28 protein-coding genes are annotated in these 23,516 nt (G+C 69.8%); 18 read left to right on the top strand and 10 right to left on the bottom strand.

Going from position 1 to position 23,516, the window contains the following annotated elements:
- The first annotated feature begins 96 nt into the window (after positions 1–96).
- From OO67_RS20135 to OO67_RS20125, 3 genes are all read left to right on the top strand, one after another.
- Positions 97–987 carry a phosphatidylinositol-specific phospholipase C/glycerophosphodiester phosphodiesterase family protein gene (locus OO67_RS20135; RefSeq protein WP_033302381.1) on the top strand — a complete coding sequence of 297 codons (891 nt, stop codon included), beginning with the start codon at positions 97–99 and terminating at the stop codon, positions 985–987.
- Between the two features lie 135 nt (positions 988–1,122).
- Positions 1,123–1,317 (top strand): hypothetical protein, encoded by a 195-nt coding sequence (locus OO67_RS20130; RefSeq protein ID WP_033302380.1) that lies wholly within the window; start codon positions 1,123–1,125, stop codon positions 1,315–1,317.
- A 161-nt stretch (positions 1,318–1,478) separates the two neighbouring features.
- Positions 1,479–2,228 (top strand): hypothetical protein, encoded by a 750-nt coding sequence (locus tag OO67_RS20125; RefSeq protein ID WP_033302378.1) that lies wholly within the window; start codon positions 1,479–1,481, stop codon positions 2,226–2,228.
- Between the two features lie 6 nt (positions 2,229–2,234).
- On the opposite strand, the gene OO67_RS20120 is transcribed toward OO67_RS20125, so the two are convergent.
- Both OO67_RS20120 and OO67_RS20115 read right to left on the bottom strand, forming a co-directional pair.
- Positions 2,235–2,849 carry a hypothetical protein gene (locus OO67_RS20120; protein WP_033302377.1) on the bottom strand — a complete coding sequence of 205 codons (615 nt, stop codon included), beginning with the start codon at positions 2,847–2,849 and terminating at the stop codon, positions 2,235–2,237.
- A complete protein-coding gene (locus tag OO67_RS20115; RefSeq protein ID WP_033302375.1) occupies positions 2,846–3,028 on the bottom strand; it encodes a DUF6480 family protein in 183 nt (60 codons plus the stop codon). The genes OO67_RS20120 and OO67_RS20115 overlap by 4 nt, the downstream gene beginning before the upstream one ends.
- 127 nt (positions 3,029–3,155) lie before the next feature.
- On the opposite strand from OO67_RS20115, the gene OO67_RS20110 reads away from it, so the two are divergent.
- Positions 3,156–4,394, top strand: coding sequence for an FUSC family protein (locus OO67_RS20110; protein ID WP_033302373.1), 1,239 nt, complete (start codon positions 3,156–3,158; stop codon positions 4,392–4,394).
- Positions 4,395–4,400: 6 nt separating this feature from the next.
- Here OO67_RS20110 and OO67_RS20105 read toward each other — a convergent pair whose 3' ends face one another.
- The 5 genes from OO67_RS20105 to OO67_RS20085 all read right to left on the bottom strand — a co-directional run bounded on the left by OO67_RS20105 (position 4,401) and on the right by OO67_RS20085 (position 7,871).
- Positions 4,401–4,628 (bottom strand): CDGSH iron-sulfur domain-containing protein, encoded by a 228-nt coding sequence (locus tag OO67_RS20105; protein WP_078598120.1) that lies wholly within the window; start codon positions 4,626–4,628, stop codon positions 4,401–4,403.
- Positions 4,612–5,295: a HemK2/MTQ2 family protein methyltransferase gene (locus tag OO67_RS20100; protein ID WP_033302539.1), complete on the bottom strand. Its 684-nt coding sequence runs from the start codon at positions 5,293–5,295 to the stop codon at positions 4,612–4,614. Before OO67_RS20100 ends, OO67_RS20105 begins: the two co-directional genes overlap by 17 nt.
- Before the next feature lie 50 nt (positions 5,296–5,345).
- The gene (locus OO67_RS20095; protein ID WP_033302369.1) at positions 5,346–6,308 is read right to left on the bottom strand and encodes an iron-containing redox enzyme family protein; all 963 of its coding nucleotides are present in this window, start codon (positions 6,306–6,308) and stop codon (positions 5,346–5,348) included.
- A gap of 109 nt (positions 6,309–6,417) precedes the next feature.
- Complete coding sequence (locus tag OO67_RS20090; protein ID WP_033302366.1) at positions 6,418–7,425, bottom strand: PHP domain-containing protein; 1,008 nt, start codon at positions 7,423–7,425, stop codon at positions 6,418–6,420.
- A 2-nt stretch (positions 7,426–7,427) separates the two neighbouring features.
- Positions 7,428–7,871 carry a hypothetical protein gene (locus tag OO67_RS20085; RefSeq protein ID WP_033302363.1) on the bottom strand — a complete coding sequence of 148 codons (444 nt, stop codon included), beginning with the start codon at positions 7,869–7,871 and terminating at the stop codon, positions 7,428–7,430.
- 123 nt (positions 7,872–7,994) lie between these two features.
- Here OO67_RS20085 and OO67_RS20080 point away from each other — a divergent pair, with 123 nt between their 5' ends.
- The 14 genes from OO67_RS20080 (at position 7,995) to OO67_RS20020 (ending at position 18,566) form a co-directional block, all read left to right on the top strand.
- Complete coding sequence (locus tag OO67_RS20080) at positions 7,995–8,315, top strand: gas vesicle protein GvpO (RefSeq protein ID WP_033302362.1); 321 nt, start codon at positions 7,995–7,997, stop codon at positions 8,313–8,315.
- A gap of 32 nt (positions 8,316–8,347) precedes the next feature.
- Positions 8,348–8,800 (top strand): gas vesicle protein GvpJ, encoded by a 453-nt coding sequence (gene gvpJ / locus OO67_RS20075; protein ID WP_033302361.1) that lies wholly within the window; start codon positions 8,348–8,350, stop codon positions 8,798–8,800.
- A gap of 3 nt (positions 8,801–8,803) precedes the next feature.
- A complete protein-coding gene (locus OO67_RS20070) occupies positions 8,804–9,553 on the top strand; it encodes a GvpL/GvpF family gas vesicle protein (protein WP_033302360.1) in 750 nt (249 codons plus the stop codon).
- Between the two features lies 1 nt (position 9,554).
- Positions 9,555–9,809, top strand: coding sequence for a gas vesicle protein GvpG (locus OO67_RS20065; RefSeq protein ID WP_033302359.1), 255 nt, complete (start codon positions 9,555–9,557; stop codon positions 9,807–9,809).
- Between the two features lie 7 nt (positions 9,810–9,816).
- Positions 9,817–10,980, top strand: a complete 1,164-nt coding sequence (locus tag OO67_RS20060; protein ID WP_033302358.1) for a hypothetical protein — start codon at positions 9,817–9,819, stop codon at positions 10,978–10,980.
- Positions 10,981–10,986: 6 nt separating this feature from the next.
- A complete protein-coding gene (locus OO67_RS20055; protein ID WP_033302356.1) occupies positions 10,987–12,087 on the top strand; it encodes an SRPBCC family protein in 1,101 nt (366 codons plus the stop codon).
- A complete protein-coding gene (locus tag OO67_RS20050) occupies positions 12,084–12,419 on the top strand; it encodes a gas vesicle protein (protein WP_033302353.1) in 336 nt (111 codons plus the stop codon). Before OO67_RS20055 ends, OO67_RS20050 begins: the two co-directional genes overlap by 4 nt.
- Positions 12,420–12,438: 19 nt before the next feature.
- Positions 12,439–13,254 (top strand): GvpL/GvpF family gas vesicle protein, encoded by an 816-nt coding sequence (locus OO67_RS20045; protein WP_033302350.1) that lies wholly within the window; start codon positions 12,439–12,441, stop codon positions 13,252–13,254.
- A gap of 2 nt (positions 13,255–13,256) precedes the next feature.
- Positions 13,257–13,484 carry a gas vesicle protein gene (locus OO67_RS20040; protein ID WP_033302348.1) on the top strand — a complete coding sequence of 76 codons (228 nt, stop codon included), beginning with the start codon at positions 13,257–13,259 and terminating at the stop codon, positions 13,482–13,484.
- Positions 13,481–13,759 carry a gas vesicle protein K gene (locus OO67_RS20035; protein WP_033302347.1) on the top strand — a complete coding sequence of 93 codons (279 nt, stop codon included), beginning with the start codon at positions 13,481–13,483 and terminating at the stop codon, positions 13,757–13,759. Before OO67_RS20040 ends, OO67_RS20035 begins: the two co-directional genes overlap by 4 nt.
- Before the next feature lie 145 nt (positions 13,760–13,904).
- Positions 13,905–14,060, top strand: a complete 156-nt coding sequence (locus OO67_RS39050) for a DUF6131 family protein (protein WP_167748664.1) — start codon at positions 13,905–13,907, stop codon at positions 14,058–14,060.
- Between the two features lie 107 nt (positions 14,061–14,167).
- Positions 14,168–14,836, top strand: coding sequence for a lytic polysaccharide monooxygenase auxiliary activity family 9 protein (locus OO67_RS20030; protein WP_033302343.1), 669 nt, complete (start codon positions 14,168–14,170; stop codon positions 14,834–14,836).
- Between the two features lie 183 nt (positions 14,837–15,019).
- Positions 15,020–16,705: an MFS transporter gene (locus OO67_RS20025; protein WP_033302341.1), complete on the top strand. Its 1,686-nt coding sequence runs from the start codon at positions 15,020–15,022 to the stop codon at positions 16,703–16,705.
- 43 nt (positions 16,706–16,748) lie between these two features.
- A complete protein-coding gene (locus OO67_RS20020; protein ID WP_033302340.1) occupies positions 16,749–18,566 on the top strand; it encodes a serine/threonine-protein kinase in 1,818 nt (605 codons plus the stop codon).
- A gap of 63 nt (positions 18,567–18,629) precedes the next feature.
- Here OO67_RS20020 and OO67_RS20015 read toward each other — a convergent pair whose 3' ends face one another.
- The 3 genes from OO67_RS20015 to OO67_RS20005 all read right to left on the bottom strand — a co-directional run bounded on the left by OO67_RS20015 (position 18,630) and on the right by OO67_RS20005 (position 23,498).
- Complete coding sequence (locus OO67_RS20015; protein WP_033302339.1) at positions 18,630–19,211, bottom strand: N-acetylmuramoyl-L-alanine amidase; 582 nt, start codon at positions 19,209–19,211, stop codon at positions 18,630–18,632.
- 109 nt (positions 19,212–19,320) lie between these two features.
- Positions 19,321–20,610: an SWIM zinc finger family protein gene (locus OO67_RS20010; protein ID WP_033302338.1), complete on the bottom strand. Its 1,290-nt coding sequence runs from the start codon at positions 20,608–20,610 to the stop codon at positions 19,321–19,323.
- A complete protein-coding gene (locus OO67_RS20005; RefSeq protein ID WP_033302335.1) occupies positions 20,607–23,498 on the bottom strand; it encodes a DEAD/DEAH box helicase in 2,892 nt (963 codons plus the stop codon). The genes OO67_RS20010 and OO67_RS20005 overlap by 4 nt, the downstream gene beginning before the upstream one ends.
- Between the last annotated feature and the right edge of the window lie 18 nt (positions 23,499–23,516).

The raw sequence follows: 23,516 nt of genomic DNA, 5'->3' as shown, positions 1-23,516 counted from the left end.
TCTTGGCAGGTACCTGCCTTTCTGTGGATCAGCGCCTCCATAATCGTCGCGTCCCCCCGCCCGCTCTGCCCGTCCGACCGCTTCAGGGAGACCCCCATGGCACACCTGACCCGTCGCAGAGTCGTCACCACCGCCCTCGCCACCGCCGCCGCAGGCGCTCTCATCCCCGCCCAGGCAGCCGCCGCGGGACCCACCGCGACCGGTCGCCCCAGCGGCCCTCGCCCGCTGGCCAGGGCCCACGCGCACAACGACTACCTGCATCCGCGTCCTCTGCGCGATGCGCTCGGGCACGGCTTCACCAGCGTCGAGGCGGACATCTTCCTCGTCGACGGCGAACTGCTCGTCGCCCATGAGGCCGAGACCCTCGACCCCACCCGCACCCTCGTCTCGCTGTACCTCGACCCCTTGCTCGCCCGGGTCCGCGCCAACCACGGCTCCGTCCACGGCGGACACCCCGCGCCGCTGCAACTACTGATCGACATCAAGGCCGACGGCGCCGCCGCCTACCTCGCGCTCGACCGGGTACTCCGCCGCTACCGCCACATCCTCACCCGCTCCGTCCACGGCCGGGTCCGTACCGGCGCGGTCACCCCGGTCATCTCGGGAGACCGGGCCGCCCGCGTCCCGATGGAGGCGCAGACCACTCGGTACGCCTTCTACGACGGACGGCCGGAGGACCTCGGCACCGCGGCTCCCGCCTCCTTCATCCCGCTCGTCAGCGCCAACTGGGCCACGAACTTCAGCTGGAGGGGGGCCGGGCCCTTCCCCGCAGCCGAGAGGGACAGACTGCGCACCCTGGTCTCGGCCGCCCACGCGGGCGGACAACGGGTCCGCTTCTGGGGCACGCCCGACGTCGCGGGCCCGGAACGCGACGCCGTCTGGAACGAGCTCGTCGCCGCGGACGTCGACCACCTCAACACCGACGATCTGGCGGGGCTCGAGACATTCCTCCGCCGACGCGGCCCCAGGAGCCGCCGAAGCGGCTGACCGGCGTCCGCACCGTCTCCGGTCACCGTGCGTGAACACCCGTTCGGCGGACACGCCAGTGCGCCGAACGGCCTTCCCGCTGCGCCACACTGGCGGCCGAATGCCGCAAATCCGGCGCGGCGGAGGAGGTTGGCCATGGCCATTTCGATCTCAGTGGTGCTGCTCCTGCTGATCCTGGCAACGATCTTCCTGCGGAACGGCGGACTCAAGATCTCGCACGCGATTGTCTGCGCCCTGCTGGGATTCCTTCTCGCGAGTACGAGCATGGCTCCCACCATCCACGAAGGGATCACGGCCACCGCCGACGTCGTCAGCGGCCTGAGGCCCTGATCCCACCCACCCTCCGGGTGCGGGACAATGTCGACCCGAACGTGGCAGAGCGCCGCATGGGCCCGCACGAGGCGATACCGTCGTGCGAGGGCCCTTGCGCGCGCTTCGTCGACATGGCTCGGACCTCACCGGCCCCGGCCACGCACCTGGAGAACGCACCAATGTCATTCCCGCCCCCCGGACGACACTCGGGCGCCGCTCACCACGAGTACTGCAACAACTCCCTGTGCTGCCGCTGCCAGCAGCGGCAGTGGACGACGAAGCTCGGCGACGAGCGGCTCTGCGGCCCCTGCGCCGCCTGCTGCCGTGACTGCGGCCGGGCCCCCGCACCCCACGTGGACGGGCTCGACGACGGGCTCTGCGCGGAATGCCGGGGCCGGTGCGGCCGCTGTCAGCGGGCGCTGCCGGCCGAGGGCCCCTGCCCCTGCCGCAGGTGGCGCGAGCGCGCGGGCGGCGACCCGGTCTCGTACATCCTTCAGGCCCTTCCGCAGCCGCTGGTCCAGGCACTCGGTCACCGCCACCCCCGCACGGTGCACGACCTGATCCACCGGGAACTCGTCCGCCGCACCCCCGACCAGCTCCTGGAGCGTCTCGAACGCCGGTGGAACGTCCGCTGGTCGCACGCTCTCCACGAGAAGGACGAGGACGGCCGGCGCCGCTGGGCGCCCCAGGAGATCGCCGAAGCGCTCGTGAGCCCCGGCCACTGCGCGAACCCCCAGTGCGAGGACGGCTACCTGATCACCACGGACACGCCGTGCGGCCAGTGTCTGCGCCCGACCCACCGCTTCGTCACGTCGGTGGCCGACCGTACGGCGACCTCGGGTCACGCCCGAGCCGCCGCGGCACAGATCAGGCGCGCGCTCGTGGAAGGCCGCTCCGTCAAGCCGGGCAAGCGCCGGCCCACCGGCTGAGCGGGCTCAGCCCTTGTCCAGCGCACCCCGGACCAGGGCCGCGGCGAGCACGGCCGGGTCCAGGTCCTCCGCCAGCCGGGAGAGTGCGTCCGGCGTGGTGGGGAGGCCGAGCCGCTCGGCGCCCTGCAGCGCTTTGGCGTCGAGGTACGGCGCCGTTTCGGGCCACACCGTCTGCACCTCGCGGAGGAAGATGTCGGCGCCCGCCGGCCCTATCCCGGGAAACCGGCGAAGCCCCGCGCGGATGGACTCCGTATCACCGTCGGCCTCTCCCCGCAGGCGTCGCAGGTCCCCGCCGAACGCGTCGAGCAGCAGCAGGGCGCCATCACCCAGCTGGGTCGCCGTCCGCTCGTCGTACCGGCGGTAGCCGCCCTCGCCCAGCGCGTCGACGCGTTCCTGCCACGTGGCGTCGGCCATACGGCGCGGAGTGCGCAGCCCGTGCGAGAAGAGAGCCCGCGCCGCGGCCACCGCCACCTGCGCGCGGATCCGCGCGCTCAGAAGATGGCTCAGGACGAGGAGCTGGTACAAGGGCTGGGGAGTGTCGCGCAGCCGGATGCCCGCCTCGGCCGCGAACGTGCTGCCGTGCCGCTCAAGCAACGAGTCCAGGGTTTTGCGCGCGCTCACGTGAATCCGAAGATGCGCGCGATGAAGTACCCGGCGACGACAAGTGAACCGAGCAGGATCATGGCCGCCCAGAAGACGGGGTGTTCCCAGATCCCCCCGTCGGCGCGCTCGACGTGTGCTTCGCTTATGCAGCCCTCGGCGGGAGGCGTCTCCCCAGGGGGCGTAAGTGAGATAGCCATGACTCCACCTTCTCTCCAACCGGCCGGGACCGCGAGACCGATGCCCATGGGCGCACGCGTACGTCCGTAAGGAGTCCGGCCGGTCCTCGAAGCGCTGAGGGACCGATATTCGGGGCACCGTCAAGGAATGCCTGCAGTTTCCACGCCCGAGCCCGTCGTCAAACTCGTCCAGCGCACCACCGAGCCGGCCGCGGCCCAGACGCTGCGGTCGACGGCGGCGGCGGTCATCGCGTTCGCTGTGGCCCAGACGGTCCTGCCCGCACCACACCCCGCCCCCCTCACGGCCCCCCTCACCGCTCTTCTCGTGGTGCAGGTGACGCTCTACGCCACGCTCACCACCGGCATCCGGCGTGTGAACGCCGTCGTCGTCGGGGTCCTGATCGCCAGCGGATTCAGCTCGCTGGTAGGTCTGAGCTGGTGGAGCCTCGGGCTCACGATCTTCACCTCCCTGTTGATCGGACGGCTGGTACGGGTCAACGAATTCGTGCCCGAGGTGGCCATCAGCGCGATGCTGGTCCTCGGCGTCGCGCAGGTCGCCACCACCGCCTGGGAGCGAGTGCTGGAAACCCTGATCGGTGCGGGGGTGGGCCTGCTCTTCAACCTCCTGCTGGCACCGCCCGTCTGGGTCGAGTCGGCGGGCGCTTCCATCGGCGGCCTGGGAGACCGGATGGGCAAGATGTTCCGGGCCCTGGGCGAGGAGATCGGCGGAAACCACCCCGTACGGGAGGCCGCCGCGCGCCTCCACGAGGCCCGCCGCCTTGACCACGACATCGTGGAGGTCGACGCGTCCCTGCGGCAGGCCGAGGAGAGCCTGATGCTCAACCCCCGCGTCAGGCAGGGGCTGCTCCACCGTGTCGTCCTGCGGACCGGGCTCGACACGCTGGAGATCTGTGCCGTGGTGCTGCGGGTCCTGACCCGGACCCTCACCGACCTTGCCAAGGCGCGCACCGAGGAAACACTCTTCCCCGAGGACGTGGCCACGGATCTCAGAGAACTGTTCGGACACATGTCCGACGCCATCGAGGGCTTCGCGCTGATGATCACCACACCGATGGCCGAGAGCGGCGAGGAGGCGGAGGAGCGCCTGGCCGACGCACTCGCCCGCAGCCGCACCACGCGCGACCGGGTGGCGGATCTCCTGCTCGAAGACGTCCAGGAACATCCCAGACAGTGGCAGTTGCACGGTGCACTGCTCGCGGAGGTGGACCGCATCCTCGACGAACTCGACATCGACAAGCGCACGGAGCGCCTGGCCGAAGAGCTGGACCGCAGTTCGGCCGAGGCCCACGAACGCCACCCCCGGCTGCGGGCCATGGCCCGCCGACTGCGCGGGGCGACGCCGACGCGGCTCCGGGACGGCGGGTGAACGGCATCATTCCGCCGAGCGGCGGGGCTCCTCGCCGGGCCGCGTACGGCGTCGGTGGCTGGTGTCGCACCACGGATACATCCGGCTGCGCCGGCACATGCAGACGGCTACGACGAACCGGTCGGAGACCGCCACGCTGCCGTCCGCGCAGGTGACTTCCACGGGCCCTTCGACCAGAAGGGGGCCCTCGTCTCCGAGGGTGATCCTGCAAGGCTGCTCAGGCATGTTCGGCACGGATGACCACCAGCTCCTCCGTCATGTCTCCCTCGTCCAACAGCCCCGTCTCACGCAGCCAGCGCAGTCTGGACCGCATGACAGGCCCGAGTGGCACGAAGGCGCGGTCGGTGACACGGGCCTGCAGCCCGGCGTCCGAGAGCCGCCGCACGGTTACGTCGCTGTCGCACAGGCCGGAGTGCACCAGGAGGAGACGGCCCCCGGGCCGCAGCGCGGCCGGGGCGGTCCCACAGACCCGGTCGAGGACCGCCCTGCCGTCCCGCCCGGCCTCCCAGGCCCGGGCGGCACCACGCACGGGGAGTCCGGCCACGGGCGACGGCACATAGGGCGGGTTGCAGATCACCAGGTCGTAGGACCGGCCCGGCAGCGCGGAGAGCAGATCGCTCCGCTGCACGGTGATGCGCCGGCGGTGCAGCAGCGCGTTGAGCTGGGCGGTCATCAGGGCCCGCCACGCGACGTCCACGGCCGTGACCCGTGCACCCAGCTGCGCCGCGTGCAGAGCGAGGGCGCCGCTGCCCGTGCCGACATCCAGGACCTCGGTGCCCGGGCCGATGGCCTCCCGGTTCAGCGCGGCCATGAGCAGGCGGGTGTCGTGTTGGGGGGCGTACACCCCGGGAAGGGTCATCAAACGGGCGGTGCGGGTGTTTTCGGCCATGTCTGCGGACATCTGCGACTCCATTTCGTTGCTGCGCCGGCGGTGCGGACGAGGACGGCGCCTCAGGCCCGCCAGTCCGCCAGCAGCCGGTCTCCGAGCCGGTCCTCGAGACACGAGGTAGCCGTGATGCCGAACGCGATGTCGGCCGCCAGTTCCGGTTCGTCCTCGAGCAGACCGCCGATCACGTCGCGGCGCACCACCTGCTCGTGCACCGCGTCCGCTTCGACGTGCTCGGTGTAGAAGAACTCCGCCGCGGGACCCGCGCCGGTTCGCTTCATGGCCTGGGCGAGGCGCCGCGAAGCGGGGGAGGACGTGATCTCGACTGCGGCGAAGTGACCCACCAGCGCTCCGCGCAGCCGACGGTGCAGGCCGAAAAGGGACATCTGGTTCACCAGGGCCAGCATGGGCGCACAGCCCTCGTCCAGATACCGGCCGTACGTGGTGTCGAGGCCCAGATCGGTCATGAGGTCGGCGAACAGCTGGGCGTGGACACGGTCCGCGCGTCCCGCACCGAACTCGTCGTACTCGATCGCCGCCATGCCGGCCTTGGCGCGCCCGCTGAGCCGGGGGAGCACCCAGGCATGAGGGTCGGCCTCCTTGAGGTGGTACAGCGAACGCTGCACGGCGTAGTCGCGCAGGTGACGGAGCTCGCCCCGGTCCTGCAGGAACCAGGAGAGGCCGGTACCGCGCACCGGTTCCAGGAGGAGTCCGTCCAGGATGTCGTCCAGGCTCGCCGTCTCCGTGGCCTCGTCCCGGAGAGCCGAGAGGAAGCGGTCCTCGAGCGCGGCGCGGACGGCCAGCAGGGGGGGATCCCACTCCAGTTCGGGGCGTACACCCGCGAATCCCCGGTAGTGAAGCTCGTAGCAGACGTACAGGGCGAGCTGCAGATCGTCGCCGTGGGGCTCGGCAGCCCGGGCGGCGCCCGGATCCGGCAGCGCGCCGTGGCCCTGCAGATAATCGATCACCCCTGCGGAGAGCGCTCCGCGGGCTCGCGGAAGAGAGGGGTCTGTGCGGTGACGTGACATGGATTTCCTCCTGCCCCGGCATGCCCCGGAGTCACATGGACAACCGTGATCGACTGTACGCCGAACGCTCGCGACCGGCCCGTCCTCGCCGACGGCCCCCGGTCCGGGCCTACTCGCCCGTCCAGTCCAGGAGCCGCTCGACCGGCCATGTGGTGACCACCCGATCCGCGGGGACACCGCATTCCTCGGCCCGTGCGCAGCCGTAGGGCTGCCAGTCCAGCTGCCCCGGCGCGTGCGCGTCGGTGTCGATCGAGAGCAGAGCACCCGACGCGACCGCCCGCCGCAGCAGATCGCGTGGCGGATCGAGCCGCTCCGGGCGGCAGTTGATCTCCACCGCCGTCCCTGCCTCGGCACACGCCGCGAAGACCCGATCGGCGTCGAACTGTGACTCCGGCCGCTTCTTTCCGCCGAGGAGCCGTCCGGTGCAGTGCCCGAGGACATCCGCATGCGGATTGCGAACGGCGGCGAGCATCCGCTCCGTCATCGTCGCGGCGTCCATGCGCAGCTTCGAATGGACCGAGACGACCACCACGTCGAGCCGCTCCAGCACGTCTGGGTCCTGGTCCAGCGACCCGTCGGCGAGAATGTCGCACTCGATTCCGGTGAGGAGACGGAAGGGCGCCCACCTCTCGTTGAGTTCCGCCACGACGGACAGCTGATCGAGAAGGCGCTCGGTCGAGAGACCGTTGGCCACGGTCAGCCTGGGGGAGTGGTCCGTGAGCACCGCCCACTCGTGGCCCAGCTCGATCGCGGTCCGGCCCATCTCCGCGATCGGGCTGCCGCCGTCGGACCAGTCCGAGTGCATGTGGCAGTCCCCCCGGAGGGCGGCGAGAAGGGACTCACCGCCCGAGGCCAACGGGCCCGAGGCCTCTTCCTCCAGCACTTCGAGATAGCCGGGCGTCGCGCCTTCCACGGCCTCACGGATCACCTTCGCCGTCTTCGGCCCGATCCCGCGCACCGTCTCCAGCGAACCGCGGGCCACCCGCTCGGCGAGCTCCTTCCCCTCCATGGAACTGATCGCGTCCGCCGCCGTGCGGAAGGCCTTCACCCGGTATGTGGCTGCCTGGGACCGCTCCAGCAGGAAGGCGATCCTTCGCAGGGCGTCTGCCGGATCCATCGTCAGGGCCGCGCGGTGTGATGAGGATGCCCGTGCGTACGGCGGGCTTCCTTCATCTCCGCCTCGAAGAGGTGCCGTCGGCCTCCCACGAGTTCCTGGCGCACCCGCTCCTCGACCGCGACGAACGGCCGGTAGTACGTGTCGTCGTACGCCTCGACGACCTGGAAGGTCCAGCAGCCGGGAATGACGTTGCGGCCGAGGATCTCACGCTGGACCAGATCGGCCTGCTCCGGATGGCCACCCATCCGGAGCAGCTCGACCGCCCGGTCCAGCGTCAGGTCCGCGCCGCCCGTGAGCTGGTGGAATCCGTAGAGCTGCCCACGGGCACGCTCCACCTTCTCCAGCGCCTCCGTCAGCGCTCCGAGTGCCTCGACGGTGGTGTCGCCGGCCCCGGACGGCCGTACGTGCTCTTCATCGGGCCTGCGGGGGTCATGGCTCTCACTCATGCCTACGACTCTGCACGCGTCCGGTGCGATGCGTCCCGCCGGAACGCCGAAAGGGTGAGTGCCTCCGATCGCCTTTCGATCCGTCGAGATGCGCCGAAGCCGATCCTGATGAGACTGAGTTCCATGGCAGAGACTCGTCGAGCCCGATCCGGGCAGACAACGAAAACGGCAGCCCCCCGCTCCTCGTCCCGACGCGGCCCCGAGGATGCTGCGCGTGCTGCCTGCGAGAGCCTCGAAAGACTGATCTGCCACCCCGCGGAGGGGGTGTCGGCCGTGCGGCGCAAAGACGACGGATGGTGCGTCGTCGTCGACGTACTCGAAGTGCCCCGCATCCCGGACACCACGAGCCTGTTGGCCTCCTACGAGGTGCAGATCGATGAGCGGGGCGAACTCAAGGAGTACAGCAGGGTCCGCCGCTACCGGCGCGGCTCCGCCGACGAATGAACCGCTTCGCCTCACACCCGGAAGGACGCTCCATGACCACAACCATGTACGCCGACGAAGTCGCCCCGTGCCCGCCCAGGGCCGGCACGCTCTACGACGTTCTGGAACTCATCCTCGACCGGGGCATGGTCATCGACGTGTTCGTCCGTGTGTCGCTCGTGGGCATCGAGATCCTCAAGATAGACGCGCGCATCGTCATCGCGAGTGTGGACACCTACCTGCGCTTCGCCGAGGCGTGCAACCGGCTGGACCTCGAACGTGACTCGGGCAGCACCACCATCCCCGAGCTGCTCGGCGGGCGCGCCGCCAAGTCGGTCGGCAAGCGCAAGGTGCGCAAGGCGGCGGAGTCCGTCGGCGACAGCGTCCGCAAGGCGGTGGGCGGCGGCGACGACGAGAACGACGACGAGGAGCAGGAAGAGCGTCCGAAGAAGCGCCGTGCGCCCGCGCGCGACGGGGCGAGCCGGCGCCGGCACGCGGAGGCGTGAGCCGTGACCGAGAGCGGTGTGTACGTGTACGCGATCATTCCTGAGGGCGGGGCGCTGCCGGCCGGCGCGGTCGGCGTGGGAAGTCCTCCGGCGGCCCTGAGACTGGTCGGCGACGGGCAGGTCACCGCCGTCGTGAGCGACGCCCCACTACAACTACGGGCACGACGCCGCGATTTGATGGCGCACCAGGAGCTGCTCCTGAGCCTCTCCGACCGGGGGCCCGTGCTGCCCATGCGGTTCGGAGTGGTCGCATCGGACGAGGCGTCGGTATGTGCACAGCTTGCCGGATCACAGGCCGAGCACCTGGCAACTCTCCGCCACCTCGACCGGGGGGTCGAGATCAACGTCAAGGCACTCCCCGCCCAGGACGCGCTCGCGGCCGTGGTCGCCGAGGAGAAGGACGTACGACGACTGCGCGAGGCGGTCCGCAGGCGTCCTGATTACGAAGCCAACGTCCGGCTCGGAGAGGCCGTGGCCACAGCTCTGTCCCGCAGAGCGGCCGAGGCCGGGAAGAAACTGCTGCACAAACTGACGCCCTTGGCTCGTGCGGTGGCTGCCGGGCCGGAGGTCCAGGGGTGCGCGCTCAATGTGTCGTTCCTCGTCGACAGGAGCGAGAGCGACGCCTTCCGGGCCACGGCGCGCCGGTTCGCCGACGCGCACCGGGAACGCGCCGAGCTTCGCGTCGCAGGTCCACTGCCCTGCTACAGCTTCGTCTCCTCCCGTGGTCTGCGGCCGACCGTCGCAGGCGTCTGACATGGGACTGTTCACCGGCCTGCTCCTGCTGCCCCTCGCGCCGGTCCGCGGCGTGATCTGGGTCGCCGACAAGGTGAACGAAGCGGCTGATCGTGAGCTGCACGACCCAGGCGTGATCAGGGCCCAGCTCGCAGCTCTGAATCAGGAGCTCGAGGACGGCAACGTCAGCCTGGAGGAGTTCGAACGGGAAGAGGAGGAGCTGCTCGACCGGCTCTACGCCGCCCGAGTACGCCCCGCGCCGAACCATCGAAGGTGACTCACTCATGGAAGATCAGACAAAGGCCACGCTCGCAGCAGCTCTGGTGGGCGGATACGTACTCGGCCGCACCAAGAAGGGCCGGCTGGCGCTCTCTGTCGCCACTTATCTCGCGGGCAGGCGCTTCGGCCTGGAACCGCGCCAGCTCGCCGCCGAAGGCGTGCGCAGACTGGGTGAAATGCCGCAATTCGCGGAACTCCAGAACCAACTGAAGGGCGAGGTCCTCGAATCCGGCAAGAAAGCTCTGACGGCTGCCGCGGACCGCGGCATGAATTCACTGGCCGACGCGATCAGTAGCCGGACGGCGCGGCTGAGCGAGTCCGACGAGAAAGACGATGAAGACGGAGAAGACGAGGAGTACGAGGGCGAACACGACGAGGGCGAGGAAGTAGAGGACGAGGAAGAGGAGCCGGAGGAGGAGGAAGAGCCGGACGAGGAAGAGGAGCCGGAGGAAGAGGAAGAGCCGGACGAGGAAGAGGAGCCGGACGAGGAGGAAGAGCCGGACGAGGAAGAGGAGCCGGACGAGGAAGAGGAGCCGGACGAGGAAGAGGAGCCGGACGAGGAGGAAGAGCCGGACGAGGAAGAGGAGCCGGACGAGGAGGAAGAGCCGGACGAGGAAGAGGAGCCGGAGGAAGAGGACGAGCCGGAAGAGGAAGAGCCGGACGAGGAGGAAGAGCCGGACGAGGAAGAGGACGAGCCGGAGGAGCCGCGGCCGAGTGCTCGGCGGGGCAAGTCCTCCGACGAAGATGCAGGGAGCAGGGCCGGCAAGAAGGCGGCGGCGAGGAACCGGCCGCCGGCGAAGAAGCAGCCGGCTGCGAAGAAGGCTGCCGCCAAGAAGGCACCTGAGAAGAAGCCCGCAGCGAAGAAGACCACGGCCAAAAAGGCCGCAGCGAAGAAGCCGGCTCCGGCCAAGAAGGCGGCTGCGAAGAAGTCGGCTCCGGCCAAGAAGAGTGCTTCAGCCAAGAAGTCGGCACCGGCCAGGAAGGCGGCTGCGAAGAAGTCGGCTCCGGCCAAGAAGAGTGCTTCAGCCAAAAAGTCGGCACCGGCGAAGAAGTCCGCGGCCCGGAAGGCGCCTGCCAAGAAATCGGCTCCGGCCAAGAAGAGTGCTTCAGCCAAGAAGACGACGTCATCGAAGCGAGCCGCGTCCAAGCGCGGCGAACGGCGGAGGTAGGCAGTCATGGCCAAGACGGACAAGGACGAGCCCGAGGCGAAAAGCTCGGGTATGGACCGCATCCGCGAGGAGCTTTCGAACTTCGTCGGTGCACAGACCGGGAAGCTCGCACAGAAGGCCGGCGACAAGCTGACCGGCCTCACGGGACAGCTCACCGACATCGCCGACAACGGCGGTTCGTTGCCGTCGATCGCTTCTCGCGTCATGCAGGGCGACTCCCCGGTGAAGGCCTTCGTCTCGGAGAAGGCCGGGAACGTCAAGGACAAGGTCGTGGACAAGGCCAAGGAGGCGTTCGGGGGCGGGAAGGGAAAGAGCAAGTCCGGCGGCGGCAAGTCCATGAACATCATCGAAGTTCTCGATGTAGGCGTGCCCCTGCGTGACGCGTACGACCACTGGACGCGCTACGACAAGTTCGGCAGCTTCGCGAAGGGCGTGCAGAGCGTCTCGATGGACGAGGAGATGTCGAGCGACTGGAAGGTCAAGATCGGCCCCTCCTCGCGTAGTTTCAAAGCGACGGTCCAGGAGCAGGTGCCCGACGACCGAATCGTGTGGACCTCCGAGGGGGCCAAAGGCTCAACACGTGGTTGCGTCAGCTTCCACGAACTGGCGCCGAGCCTCACCCGGGTCGTCCTGGTGATCGAGTACTTCCCTTCCGGATTCTTCGAGAAGACGGGCAACCTGTGGCGGGTGCAGGGTCGCCGCATGCGACTCGACTTCAAACTGTTCCAGAAGTTCGTCACGCTCACCGACGAAGAGGCCGAGGGCTGGCGCGGTGAAATCCGCGACGGTGAAGTGGTCCTGAGTCACGAAGACGCTATGGAGAAGGAGGAAGCCGAGGGCGAGGAGTCAGAGGACTCCGAGGACTCCGAGGACTCCGACTACGAGGACGAAGAGGAGCCGGAGGGCGAGGAGGACGAGGAGGACGAAGGGGAGCCCGAGGAGGAGTACGAGGACGAAGAGGAACCGGAAGACGGAGAAGAGGAGGAAGAGGAGGAGCCCGAAGAGGAAGAGGAGGAAGAGGAAGAGGAAGAGGAAGAGGAGGAGCCCGAAGAGGAGGAAGAGGAACCCGCCCCGAAGAAGCGACGCGGGCGGAGGGCCTCAAGGTGACGGAGCTCGACCTGGGGCAGGACACGTATCCCATCCCAGGGCCGCAGAACACCAACCTCGCCGACATTCTCGAACGTGTTCTCGACAAGGGGATCGTCATCGCGGGTGACATCAAGATCGACCTCCTCGACATCGAACTGCTCACCATCCGGCTGCGCCTGTTCGTAGCATCCGTGGACACTGCGAAAAAGGCCGGCATCGACTGGTGGGAGACGGATCCCGCGCTGAGTTCGCGCGCCGCACGTAATTCCCTCCAGGACGAGAACCGTGAACTGCGCGAGCGCATTGACGCGCTTGAGTCGAAGACGGACCAGATGTCGGACGACCGATGAGCGAGGAGAATCCAGCCACATGACGGAGCGGGGACTCGAACAGGATGCGGGTGGAAGCGCCCTATACGTATTCGCCGTGTGCAATGCACCGGATCCGGCGGTGTTCGCCCGCCTGCCGGGTGTCGCGGCGGGCGTACCGTTGCGCCGGCTGCGGTTCGGTGAGCTGACCGCGATCGTTCAGACCGTCCGAGCGGCGGACTTCACGGATGAGGTGTTGCAGATCCGTATGTCCGACCGGGACGAGCTCGAACGCTATGCGCGGGCGCACCACGACGTGGTGTCGGCAGCCGCGTGGTCGTGCCCCACCGTGCCTCTGCCGCTCGCCACTCTGTACCACGGCGAGGAGCGGGCCCGGCAGGCGCTGCTCGAGGAGACCGGACGGTTCGTCGCCGCCCTCCGGCGCACCGCGGGGCACTCCGAATGGGGCGTGAAGGTCTACGCGGCCGAATCCCGGGTGCCGGAGCCGAGCCCCGAGCCCCCGTCGGGGACGCAGGCCGTGCGCTCGAGGCCGGCTCCCGGAGCCGGCCTCGCCTACCTGGAGCGCAAGCGAGGGGTGCAGGCGCAACGCGAGCGGCGCCACGAAGACGCCCTCCAGCTCGCCGAAACGGTGGACGCCGCGTTCCAGAACCTCGCCGCCGCAGGGCGCAGGCTGCGGCTGCACGCTCCGGAGCGCGGAGGCAAGGGCCACGTACAAGTGCTCAACGCCACCTATCTGGTGGCAGACCGTCGCGCAACCGAGTTCGAGGCGCTCGCCCGGAGGCTACGGGACGCGACCGGTGCCCGGATCGACATGTCGGGGCCCTGGGTGCCGTACTCCTTCGTCGGGGAGGTGTAGCGATGGAGCGCGAGGTGGTGCCCTGGGACAACCCCGAGCCACTGAGCGGCCCCATCGGGGTGCCGTTGGTCGACCTGCTGGACCGGGTCCTTGCGACGGGCGTGGTGATCAGTGGTGATCTGGTGATCGCGATCGCGGACGTTCCGCTGGTGCGCCTGTCCCTCCACGCTCTGCTCTCCTCCGTCAACGAACGCGTGCCGGCGCCCTGGGCGGACGGAGGCCCGCTGTGACGACCTCACGACTCGACGTCGACTCGGACCAGCTGGGGCGCGACCTCGTGGCCCTCGTGCTGACAGTGGTGGAACTGCTGCGGCAGCTGATGGAGCGGCAGGCCATTCGCCGCATCGATCAGGGAGACCTCACCGACAGCCAGGTGGACGAGATCGGGACGACGCTCATGCTGCTCGACCAGCGGATGACGGAACTCTGCGAACAGCACGGGGTGCGTCCCGAGGACCTCAATCTGGACCTCGGCCCGCTGGGAACCCTTCTGCCCCGCGATTGACCTGCCCCGGTCCCGGATTGACCTGACCCGGTCCTCCCGGACGTTCGCACCAGCACAGGGCCACTGCTCTGGGCATGGCGACTCGTGAGTCATATGCTCATATATACACACGCTCTTCGTGCGGGTGCTGTGACCGGAGGCAGTCATGATCATCATCGGAGCCATCCTTCTGATTCTGGGCCTCGTGACGGGTGTCGGCGTTCTGTGGACCATCGGGATCATCCTGCTCGTGATCGGGCTCGCTCTGTGGCTCCTGGGAGCTGTGGGGCACGCGGTCGGAGGGCGCCGCCACTACTGGTGATGTCGCCCGAGAATGTTTGAGGGGAGGGTGGCGGGGCAGAGCGCAAGTGGCGCGGGAGCGCTCCCACGCCGGTGGATCCCCCCACCTCCCTGAATGGAGATCGCACCATGACATGTCATGATCGCGTCAACTTAGGCGGCTGGGTACTGCGGCTCGGCGGCGTATTCGTCGCTGCCGTCCTCTGTCTTCTCCCATGGACAGGCACTGCGAGCGCCCACGGCTCCGTCGTCGACCCGGCCTCCCGCAACTACGGCTGCTGGCTGCGCTGGGGCGGCGACTTCCAGAACCCCGCCATGGCGCAGGAAGACCCCATGTGCTGGCAGGCGTGGCAGGCCGATCCCAACGCCATGTGGAACTGGAACGGGCTGTACCGCAACGGCTCCGGCGGCAATTTCCCTGCCGTCGTACCCGACGGCCAGCTGTGCAGCGGCGGTCGGGCCGAGAGCGGGCGGTACAACTCGCTGGACACGGTGGGTGCGTGGAAGACCACGGACGTCACGGATGACTTCACGGTGAAGCTGTACGACCAGGCCAGCCACGGTGCCGACTACTTCAAGGTCTATGTCTCGCGGCAGGGTTTCGACCCCGCCACCGAGGCTCTGACCTGGGGTGACCTCCAGCTGGTCGCCGAGACCGGCGGTTACGCCCCCAGCCAGAACTACGAGATCCCGGTGAGCACCTCGGGCCTCAGCGGCCGGCATGTGGTCTACACGATCTGGCAGGCCTCGCACATGGACCAGACGTACTTCCTGTGCAGTGACGTGAACTTCACCTGACCCCGGCCCTTCCCTCCCCCCACGGCCCCGCCGGCCATGCGTGTCCGGCGGGGTCCTCGGACGAGCGTGCGGACGAGCGTCCGTGCGTCTGCCGCGTGATCGATTGGCGGTCCCGTTCGGCCCGTCCTAACGTCGATGAGTGAACGTTTCCGTTCACTGCCGACTCGCATGGCACGTATCGCAATGACCGATTCCCGAGCGAAGTCCTCGCCGATTGCCGAAGCCCCGGAGCGGGGCCGCGGCAAGGGGATCGCTCTGCTCATCATCGCCTCGTGCCAGCTGATGGTGGTTCTCGACATCACCATCGTGAACATCGCCCTGCCGCACATCCAGACCTCCCTCGGCTTCTCGACCGAGAGTCTGTCGTGGGTGATCAACGCCTACACCCTGACCTTCGGCGGGCTGCTTCTGCTCGGCGGGCGGCTGGGTGACATTCTCGGGCGTCGCAGGGTCTTCGTCTTCGGCGTGCTGCTCTTCGTGCTGGCCTCGCTGCTGGGCGGCCTCTCGCAGGAGTCCTGGCAACTCCTCGCAGCGCGTGCCCTGCAGGGCGTCGGCGGTGCCATCGCCTCACCGACCGCGCTCTCGCTCATCACCACGACCTTCCGCGAAGGACCCGAGCGCAACCGGGCGTTCGGCGTGTTCGCCGCGGTGTCCGCGGGCGGAAGCGCGATCGGACTGCTCGCGGGCGGCCTCCTGGTCGAGTGGCTCGACTGGCGATGGGTGCTCTTCGTCAACGTGCCGATCGGCCTGCTGATCGCCCTCGCGACGCCCCGTTACATCAGGGAATCCGAACGCCACCCCGGCCACTTCGACCTTCTCGGCGCGCTCACCTCCACGCTCGGCATGGTGCTGCTCGTCTACGGTTTCATCCGGGCCTCCGAGGACGGCTGGACCGACGCCCTGACCGTCGGGGCGTTCGTGGGCGCCGTGGTCTTCCTCGCGCTCTTCCTGGCCGTCGAACGCCGGTCGCGGCAGCCCATCACGCCCCTGCGCATGTTCCGGGACCGCAATCGTGCCGGCGCCTACGGGATGATGCTGAGCCTGGCCGCGGCGATGTTCGGCATGTTCTTCTTCCTGACCCTCTTCGTGCAGAACATCCTCGACTTCAGCCCGTTGCGGGCCGGCCTGGCCTTCCTGCCGGTGAGCGCGATCATCGCGGTCAGTGCGGGACTCGCCTCGCAGCTGCTGCCCAGGTGGGGCCCCAAACCCTTCATGGTGGTGGGCGCGATCCTGGCGGCGGCGGGACTCGGCTGGCTCACACTGACCGATGTCAACAGCACCTACCTGGGCAGTATTCTCGGGCCCATCCTGGTCTTCGGCTTCGGCATGGGCATGCAGTTCGTGTCCTTGACGCTGATGGCGGTGTCGGGCGTGGCTCCCAGAGAGGCGGGAGCCGCCTCCGGAGTCCTCAACGCCACCCAGCAGGTCGGGGGCTCGCTGGGACTGTCCATCCTGGTCACGGTGTTCGGCACGGCCAGCCGCGACGAGGCGACAAGCCAGGTGCCCCGCTTCCTCGCCGAGGCGACCCCCGCCCAGCAGTCGGAGTTCCGCAGGACGGGTGAACTCCCCGCACCGTGGGGTGATCAGGTGCTCGCGTCGGGTGTCTCCAGCGCTTTCGTCGTAGCCGCCGTGTTCTCCGTCGTCGCGGCGCTGATCGCTCTGCTGGTCGTCCAGGTCCGGTCCTCCGACCTGGAACGCCTGCGCGGCGGAGGCGCCATGGGGCCCTCGACGGTGGACGAGGAGAGCACTGCGGAGGGAACCGACTCACAGGAACGCCCGGGTGAGGACGGCCGCGGGGCGGACACGCACGACGCCGGGGTTCGGATACGGAAACCAGGCGGAGGCGAAGGTTCCCCTCCACTTGGATAGGGTGCCGTTCGCCATCAGCGTCCTTCGGGGGAGTACCAAGTCAATGAGCGGTCAGCAGCAGGACCCGGGCAGCAGTTCCCAGATCTTCCAGCCCCTGGCGGGGGACGACCCGGCCACGATCGCCGGGTACCGGATCGCCGCCAAGCTCGGCGCGGGCGGGATGGGCAAGGTCTATCTGTCGTACACACCGGGCGGGCGGCCCGTGGCGATCAAGGTGATCCGCCCCGAGTTCGGTGAGGACCCGGAATTCCGGCGCCGCTTCGCCCAGGAGGTGCAGTCGGCCCAGCGGGTGCAGGGTCTGTTCACCGCCCCCGTGATCGACGCCGACGCCGACGGTTCCCAGCCGTGGCTGGCGACCGCCTATGTACCCGGCCCCTCGCTCGCGGACGCGGTGGTCGCGCACGGAGCGCTGCCCGTGCAGGCCGTGCTGCTGCTGATCGCCGGCATGGCGGAGGCGCTCCACGTCATTCACGGCGCGGGCATCGTCCACCGGGACCTGAAGCCGTCCAACGTGCTGCTCGCCGCCGACGGCCCGCGGGTCATCGACTTCGGGATCGCCTACGCGGCCGACGCGACCTCTCTCACCGGCAGTGGCGTGACCATCGGCACGCCCTCGTTCATGGCACCCGAACAGGCCGCCGGGCGCAAGGTGACACCGGCTACCGACATCTTCGCCCTGGGGCAGGTGGCGGCGTACGCGGCCACGGGCGCCCCGGCTTTCGGCGAGGGTACGTCCCATGGAGTGCTCTACCGGATCGTGCACGAAGAGCCCGACCTCACGGCGGTTCCGGCCCGGCTGACGGATCTCGTCACCCGCTGCCTCACGAAGGATCCCGCGGGCAGGCCGTCGATCGCCGAGATCATCGAACTGTGCCGGACGGCGAACGCGGAGACGGTACTGCGCCGCCCCGAGGACTGGCTTCCCGCCCCGGTGGCCGCCGACATCACCGTACGCGCGGCGGCCCCCGCTCCCGTCCGGACGCCGCCGCCCCCGGCCGCTGCCCCCGCCAGCGCCCCGAGCGCGGGTTACTCAGCCACCGCGCCCGTCTCCCCGGCCCCGACCTCCCAGGCTCCGGCCACTCCGCCCCCGGGATTCGGCCCGCCGCAGCCCTACCGCCCCCACCAGCCGCATCACCCCACACAGCCGGCGGGCGCTCGGAGTCGTGCCTACGGGCCCACGCAATACCCCGCGCAGGCCTATCCCGGGGCCGGGCACCCCATGCCCGCCACCATGAACCAGCCTCCCGTGCCGAAGGAGAGTGCGGGGCGGCGCGGCCTGTTCATCGTTCTCGCGGCCGCCTTGGTCTTCGGAATCGCGGGCGGCGCCACGGCGTACCTGCTCGGCAAGGACGACGAGAAGCAGACGCAGGGCGGCAGTGCGCCCCAGGGCGGGCAGGAGAAGGGCACGGGCGGGACGCCGGAGCCGGACGCGAAGCCTGCGGACACCTCGGTCGACGAGGCGGGGGACAAGCCCGCCCCGGAGCCCGCCGAGTACAACGGCATCAACCTCACCGCGGGCTACCACCTGACGCTCGCGGATGAGGACGTACGCCCTCAGGAAGGCGAGGACGCCGGGTACGAACTCTCCTACGACACGGGTGGTTACCTCGACGCGGAGAGCACGGACGGAAAGCTCGTGCTGCTCGACCCGTCGCAGGTGGGGTCGCTCGAGGCGTGCCGTGCGGACACCAGGTTCGCGGAGAACATCGCCACCGAGAAGCTGTCGAAGGGCCGCCAGGTCTGCGTGTTCACGGGCACGGGCCACATCGGCCTCGTGACGGTCCAGGGCTTCTCGGCCGAGGACTCGCCGAGCAAGTACATGACCCTGGACCTGACGGTCTGGCGCAACGCGGCGGGCTGACCGATCTCACCAGGCCCGGCGGGTGGCGGGGGAATCGCTCCACCGCCACCCGCCGGCCGGGTATCAGGCCAGGTTGACGAGGCGGATGTAGCGCACCCAGTCCCAGTGGACCCCGGGGTCGGTGTGGTCGCTGCCCGGGACCTCGTGATGGCCGATGATGTGCGCGCGGTCCTTGGGCACGCCGTAGCGGTCACAGATGTCCGCCGTCAGCTTCGCCGACCGCGCGTACATCGTGTGGGTGAAGTACGACGGCTGGTCGACCCAGCCTTCGTGCTCGATGCCGATGCTCCGGGTGTTGTTGTCCCAGTTCCCCGCGTGCCAGGCGATGTCCTGTTCCCGCACGCACTGGGCCACGAAGCCGTCGCCCGAACGCACCACGTAGTGGGCGGACACCTGCTTGGCCGGATTCTGGAAGATGCCGATCGTCTGGGTGAACGTCTGCTGTGCGACATGGATGATGACCTGGTCCACCCGGTGTGCCGAAGGGCGGCTCGAGGGCGTGTAGTTGGACGCGGAAGCCGGATGCCATTGCGCTCGGGGGTGATCCGTCTCAGCCGTGGGGGCGGCCACGGCCCGGACGGACGCCGGAAGGAGCGCCGCGGCGGCCGTGACCGCGGCCCCCTGAAGAATCCGTCTGCGCTGCATCAGCACTCCTGTGCGTGGTACGTGGTTCCGGTCTACGGCTCTACACGCGCCGCCCCACCGTACGGTTCCGCCCGGACGGAGACCGTACGCGACGAGCAACCCCCGGGCCTCAGGGGCCCGACAGCACCCCGGCCAGGGCGGCCGCCGGATCGTCCTCCGCCGGGCCGGCCGGCACCCACCGGCCCCGCTCCTTGGCATACGGCCACCATCGCCCGTCGCGCCCGTACCGCAGCTGGACACCCGAACCGACCACGGTCCAGCGGTTCCCGGCCGCACGGAGCTGCGGGCTCTCGCCCTCGTCCCAAGCCGCGGCGAGCTGCGCCCGGGCGCGGGCGAGCTCTTCCTGGCCCGGTAGCCACTCCTCGTCGTACACCGTCAGCGCGGCCGGCCCGCCGTAACGCCAGGCCCGCACCGCGGCATCGAGCCCGGCCGGCCCGCGTCCCGCCACCGTGCCGAGGCGCGCCGTGATCCGGTCGTCGGGCCTGCCGTCGGCAGCCAGCCGCACCGCATCCTGTTCCGCGGTCAAGCCGGCCTCCAGGGGCTGCTGTTCGTGACCCACGGCCAGAGCTTCCGCCAGCATCGCGAACGCCCGTGCGGCGCTGTCCGCCGCCAGGAACTCCAGAGCCGCGGAGTCGATGCCCGTATGCGGTTCCGCCTCCACGTCGAGCGAAGGCGGCACGCCCGGTTCCGCAGGCAGGGGCGGGGGAGGAGGCAGCGGCGGCAGGATGTCGCGCGCCGCGTACGCCTCGTCGGCCCGTACTCCCTGCGACCCCGGCCCGCCGGCCGGATCCTCCGCCGGCGGCCCACCACCCGTCCGGACCGCACGCGCGGCGCTGCGGTCCTGCAACTCGTCGAGCAGCCGTCGCTCGTCGCGCCCCCGCAACAACAGCAGCACGAAGGGGTCCTGGTCGAGCAACCGTGCCACCTGGTAGCACAAGGCCCCCGAATGCGGGCAGTGGTCCCACGCCTCGCAGCTGCACTCGGGCTCCAGGTCGCCGATCCCCGGCAGCAGATCGAGGCCGGCGGCAGCCGCGTCCTCCACCAGATGCGGTGGCATCTCACGGTCGAGCAGTGCGGCGATGTGCCCCGACCGTTCGGACGCCATGTCCAGGAAACGGTCCCACTCCTCCTCGCTCAGCTCCTGGAGCAGCACGTCACTGCGGTACGCCGTCGAGTCGCGGTCCTGCACGACCGCGGTGAGCCGGCCGGGCCGGACGGACACCGCGCCGACCCTGCCCTCGCGGGCCAGCTTCCGTCCCCTCTTGAGCTGTGCACCGTCGAGTGCCGTGTCCTCCAGTGCCTTCAGCCACGCCCGCCCCCACCAGGAGGAGGCGAATCCGAGGCCCTGAGTGGGCGGAAGTGCGGCGAAGGTACGTTCCGGCTCGTGACTGTCATTCATCGTGCGCCCCCTCGCAGTTGGACCAGGTCGGCCAGCTCGGCATCGCTCAGTTCAGTGAGTGCGGCCTCGCCGCTGCCCAGTACCGCGTCCGCGAGCCCCTGTTTCCGGGCCAGCATCGCGGCGATCCGGTCCTCGATGGTGCCCTCGGCGATCAGCCGGTGCACCTGCACCGGCTGCGTCTGCCCGATCCGGTAGGCACGGTCCGTGGCCTGTGCCTCCACGGCCGGATTCCACCAGCGGTCGAAGTGCACGACATGACCGGCCCGGGTGAGGTTGAGTCCCGTGCCCGCGGCCTTGAGCGACAGCAGGAACACCGGAGCCTCGCCCTCCTGGAAGCGGTTCACCATGGCCTCCCGCTCGGCGACCGGGGTGCCCCCGTGCAGGAACTGGGTGAGGACGCCGCGCGCCGCCAGATGCTGTTCCAGCAGCCGAGCCATCCGCACGTACTGGGTGAACACCAGCACGCTCGCGCCTTCGGCGAGGATCGTGTCGAGGAGTTCGTCCAGCAGCTCCACCTTCCCCGAACGGTCCACGATCCGCGGCCGCTCCTCCTTGAGGTACTGCGCCGGGTGGTTGCAGATCTGCTTGAGCGCCGTCAGCAGCTTCATCACCAGCCCGCGTCGTGCGAAACCGTCGGCGCCGGCGATCTCGTCGAGCGTCTCGCGCACCACCGCCTCGTACAGACCGGTCTGCTCCGCCGTGAGCGACACGGCGCGGTCGGTCTCCGTCTTCGGCGGCAGTTCCGGTGCGATGCCGGGGTCGGACTTGCGGCGCCGCAGAAGGAACGGCCGGACCAGGGAGGCGAGCCGCTCTGCCGCCGCGGGATCGTTGCCTCCCTCCACCGCGCTCGCGTAGCGGGTACGGAACGTGCCGAGCCGCCCGAGCAGCCCCGGGGTCGTCCAGTCGAGGATCGCCCACAGCTCGGAGAGGTTGTTCTCCACCGGGGTGCCGGTGAGGGCGACACGTGCCCGCCCGCCGATGGTGCGCAGTTGCCTGGCGGTCGCCGAGTGCGGGTTCTTGACGTGCTGAGCCTCATCGGCGACGACCATGCCCCAGGACACCTGCGCCAGTCGTGCCGTGTCGAGACGCATCGTGCCGTAGGTGGTGAGTACGAACTCGCCGTCCGCCAGGTCGTCGAGCGAGCGCGTCCCCCCGTGGAAGCGGCACACCGGCGTGCCGGGGGCGAACTTCTCGATCTCCCGCTGCCAGTTGCCCATCAGTGAGGTCGGGCACACCACGAGCGTGGGCCCAGCGGCCGACTCGATGCCCTGCCGGTGCAGATGGAGAGCGATGAGCGTGATCGTCTTGCCCAGACCCATGTCGTCGGCGAGGCAGCAGCCGAGACCGAGCGAGGTCATGGTGTGCAGCCAGTTCAGACCGCGCAACTGGTAGTCGCGCAGACTCGCGTCGAGCGAGCCCGGCTGTCCGACCGCCCGGCGGTCCTCCGACTGCGGGTCGGCGATCCGGGCGCGCAGCTGCTCGAGCCAGCCGGTCGCGGCCACCGCCACCCGGCGGCCGTCGACCTCGGTGGTGCCGGTCAGTACCGCCCGCAGGGCGTCGATGGGGGTGACCTTGCGGTCCCGCGTCTCGCGGGCCCGCCGGGCGTCTTCAGGGTCGATGAGCACCCACTGGTCACGCAGTCTGACCAGCGGTCTGCCCGCCTCGGCCAGCCGGTCGAGTTCCGCCCGGCTCAGTTTCCTGTCGCCGAGAGCGAACAGCCAGTCGAACGTGAGCAGGGCGTCGGCCGACAGGAAGGAGGGTGTGTCCGATCCGCTCCGAGGATCCTGCCCCTCCCCGCCGTCCTGCGGGCCGATCACCGCCTTCGCGGTGAGCTTCCTCGCCAGTTCCCTGGGCCAGTGCACCTGGACGCCCGTCGCGGCGAGCGCCGTGGACGCCGGGCCGAGCAGTTCCGCGATCTCCTCGTCGGCAGGCTCGACCGCGTCCGGCACCGCAGCCGACAGAAGGGGCGTCAGCGGGGGCCAGGCGCGGGCGGCGCGCCGCAGAGCGAGCAGGGCGTCCATGCGCGCGCGGGGACCGAACAGCGACGCGGCGGGGGAGCGGTCGGCCCATACATCCGCCGCGTCGGCGACCACGGCAGGGTCCTGGACGCTGTGGATCTGCAGGACCGCACGGAACGAGGGTGCACGGCCGGCCTTGTCCGCCCCCTCTGTCTCCTCCAAGCCCTCTGCGTCACCGAGCCCCGAGACCTCGATGCGCAGGGAGAGCCGCACGCCCGCGTCGTGACCGGCCGCCACATCGGCCGCCCATGGCCGAAGACCGGGCAGGTGCTGCGCCACCGGGGCGGCGAACGCGGGTGCGCCCGTGACCGACGCGGCCGCCGGTGTGCGTGGCAGTCCGTCCGCCACCGCGTCGAGGAACGAGCGCAGCAACGACTCGGGTTCGGCCAGCAGCACAGGAGAGGCCGCGGCGTCGAGCGGTACGGCGTGTGCATCGGGCGGCATGGAGGCCGCCAGCGTCCGGATCCGCTGGAGGTCGTCCGCGGACAGCGGTCCGGCACGCCAGGCGTCGTGGTCCGCCGGGCTCAGTCCGGGCAGCAGCAGTCCGCGCGCGACGAACTGCAGCGCGAGGACTCCGGCGGCGCCCCAGAAGGCGGCGGAGGGGGAGGCGTGAGCGTTCGTCCGCGCACGTGTCAGGACCGGTAGCGCGTCCCGCACGGGCATCAGCAACGCCGGGACCGCGTACGGTTCGAGGTCGCTTCCGACGACCGTCACCTCCGTCTGACTGCCTGGATCGACGGGAGGGGTGCTACCGTCCGCATTCCAGAACGCGATCAGGCCGGTACGGGCCGGATCCGCGGGGAGGAAGACTGCGGAGCAGCGGGACAGTTCAGAGATCTCGTTGAGCGTTGCCGCAGGGAGCCTGTGCACAGCGATGTCAGATTCCTC

The sequence above is a fragment of the Streptomyces atroolivaceus genome, assembly GCF_000717025.1.
In the GTDB taxonomy this organism is placed as follows: domain Bacteria; phylum Actinomycetota; class Actinomycetes; order Streptomycetales; family Streptomycetaceae; genus Streptomyces; species Streptomyces atroolivaceus.
The sequence above is the reverse complement of the archived record's forward strand: the minus strand, read 5'-3'. Positions and strand labels throughout refer to the sequence as shown.

Excerpts from the sequence above, each read along its gene's own strand:
- OO67_RS20135 (WP_033302381.1), top strand. The coding sequence starts at position 97 with ATGGCACACCTGACCCGTCGCAGAGTCGTCACCACCGCCCTCGCCACC.
- OO67_RS20130 (WP_033302380.1), top strand. The coding sequence starts at position 1,123 with ATGGCCATTTCGATCTCAGTGGTGCTGCTCCTGCTGATCCTGGCAACG.
- OO67_RS20125 (WP_033302378.1), top strand. The coding sequence starts at position 1,479 with ATGTCATTCCCGCCCCCCGGACGACACTCGGGCGCCGCTCACCACGAG.
- OO67_RS20115 (WP_033302375.1), bottom strand. The coding sequence starts at position 3,028 with ATGGCTATCTCACTTACGCCCCCTGGGGAGACGCCTCCCGCCGAGGGC.
- OO67_RS20110 (WP_033302373.1), top strand. The coding sequence starts at position 3,156 with ATGCCTGCAGTTTCCACGCCCGAGCCCGTCGTCAAACTCGTCCAGCGC.
- OO67_RS20100 (WP_033302539.1), bottom strand. The coding sequence starts at position 5,295 with ATGTCCGCAGACATGGCCGAAAACACCCGCACCGCCCGTTTGATGACC.
- OO67_RS20095 (WP_033302369.1), bottom strand. The coding sequence starts at position 6,308 with ATGTCACGTCACCGCACAGACCCCTCTCTTCCGCGAGCCCGCGGAGCG.
- OO67_RS20090 (WP_033302366.1), bottom strand. The coding sequence starts at position 7,425 with ATGGATCCGGCAGACGCCCTGCGAAGGATCGCCTTCCTGCTGGAGCGG.
- OO67_RS20085 (WP_033302363.1), bottom strand. The coding sequence starts at position 7,871 with ATGAGTGAGAGCCATGACCCCCGCAGGCCCGATGAAGAGCACGTACGG.
- OO67_RS20080 (WP_033302362.1), top strand. The coding sequence starts at position 7,995 with ATGGCAGAGACTCGTCGAGCCCGATCCGGGCAGACAACGAAAACGGCA.
- gvpJ (WP_033302361.1), top strand. The coding sequence starts at position 8,348 with ATGACCACAACCATGTACGCCGACGAAGTCGCCCCGTGCCCGCCCAGG.
- OO67_RS20065 (WP_033302359.1), top strand. The coding sequence starts at position 9,555 with ATGGGACTGTTCACCGGCCTGCTCCTGCTGCCCCTCGCGCCGGTCCGC.
- OO67_RS20060 (WP_033302358.1), top strand. The coding sequence starts at position 9,817 with ATGGAAGATCAGACAAAGGCCACGCTCGCAGCAGCTCTGGTGGGCGGA.
- OO67_RS20055 (WP_033302356.1), top strand. The coding sequence starts at position 10,987 with ATGGCCAAGACGGACAAGGACGAGCCCGAGGCGAAAAGCTCGGGTATG.
- OO67_RS20045 (WP_033302350.1), top strand. The coding sequence starts at position 12,439 with ATGACGGAGCGGGGACTCGAACAGGATGCGGGTGGAAGCGCCCTATAC.
- OO67_RS20040 (WP_033302348.1), top strand. The coding sequence starts at position 13,257 with ATGGAGCGCGAGGTGGTGCCCTGGGACAACCCCGAGCCACTGAGCGGC.
- OO67_RS39050 (WP_167748664.1), top strand. The coding sequence starts at position 13,905 with ATGATCATCATCGGAGCCATCCTTCTGATTCTGGGCCTCGTGACGGGT.
- OO67_RS20030 (WP_033302343.1), top strand. The coding sequence starts at position 14,168 with ATGACATGTCATGATCGCGTCAACTTAGGCGGCTGGGTACTGCGGCTC.
- OO67_RS20025 (WP_033302341.1), top strand. The coding sequence starts at position 15,020 with ATGACCGATTCCCGAGCGAAGTCCTCGCCGATTGCCGAAGCCCCGGAG.
- OO67_RS20020 (WP_033302340.1), top strand. The coding sequence starts at position 16,749 with ATGAGCGGTCAGCAGCAGGACCCGGGCAGCAGTTCCCAGATCTTCCAG.
- OO67_RS20015 (WP_033302339.1), bottom strand. The coding sequence starts at position 19,211 with ATGCAGCGCAGACGGATTCTTCAGGGGGCCGCGGTCACGGCCGCCGCG.
- OO67_RS20010 (WP_033302338.1), bottom strand. The coding sequence starts at position 20,610 with ATGAATGACAGTCACGAGCCGGAACGTACCTTCGCCGCACTTCCGCCC.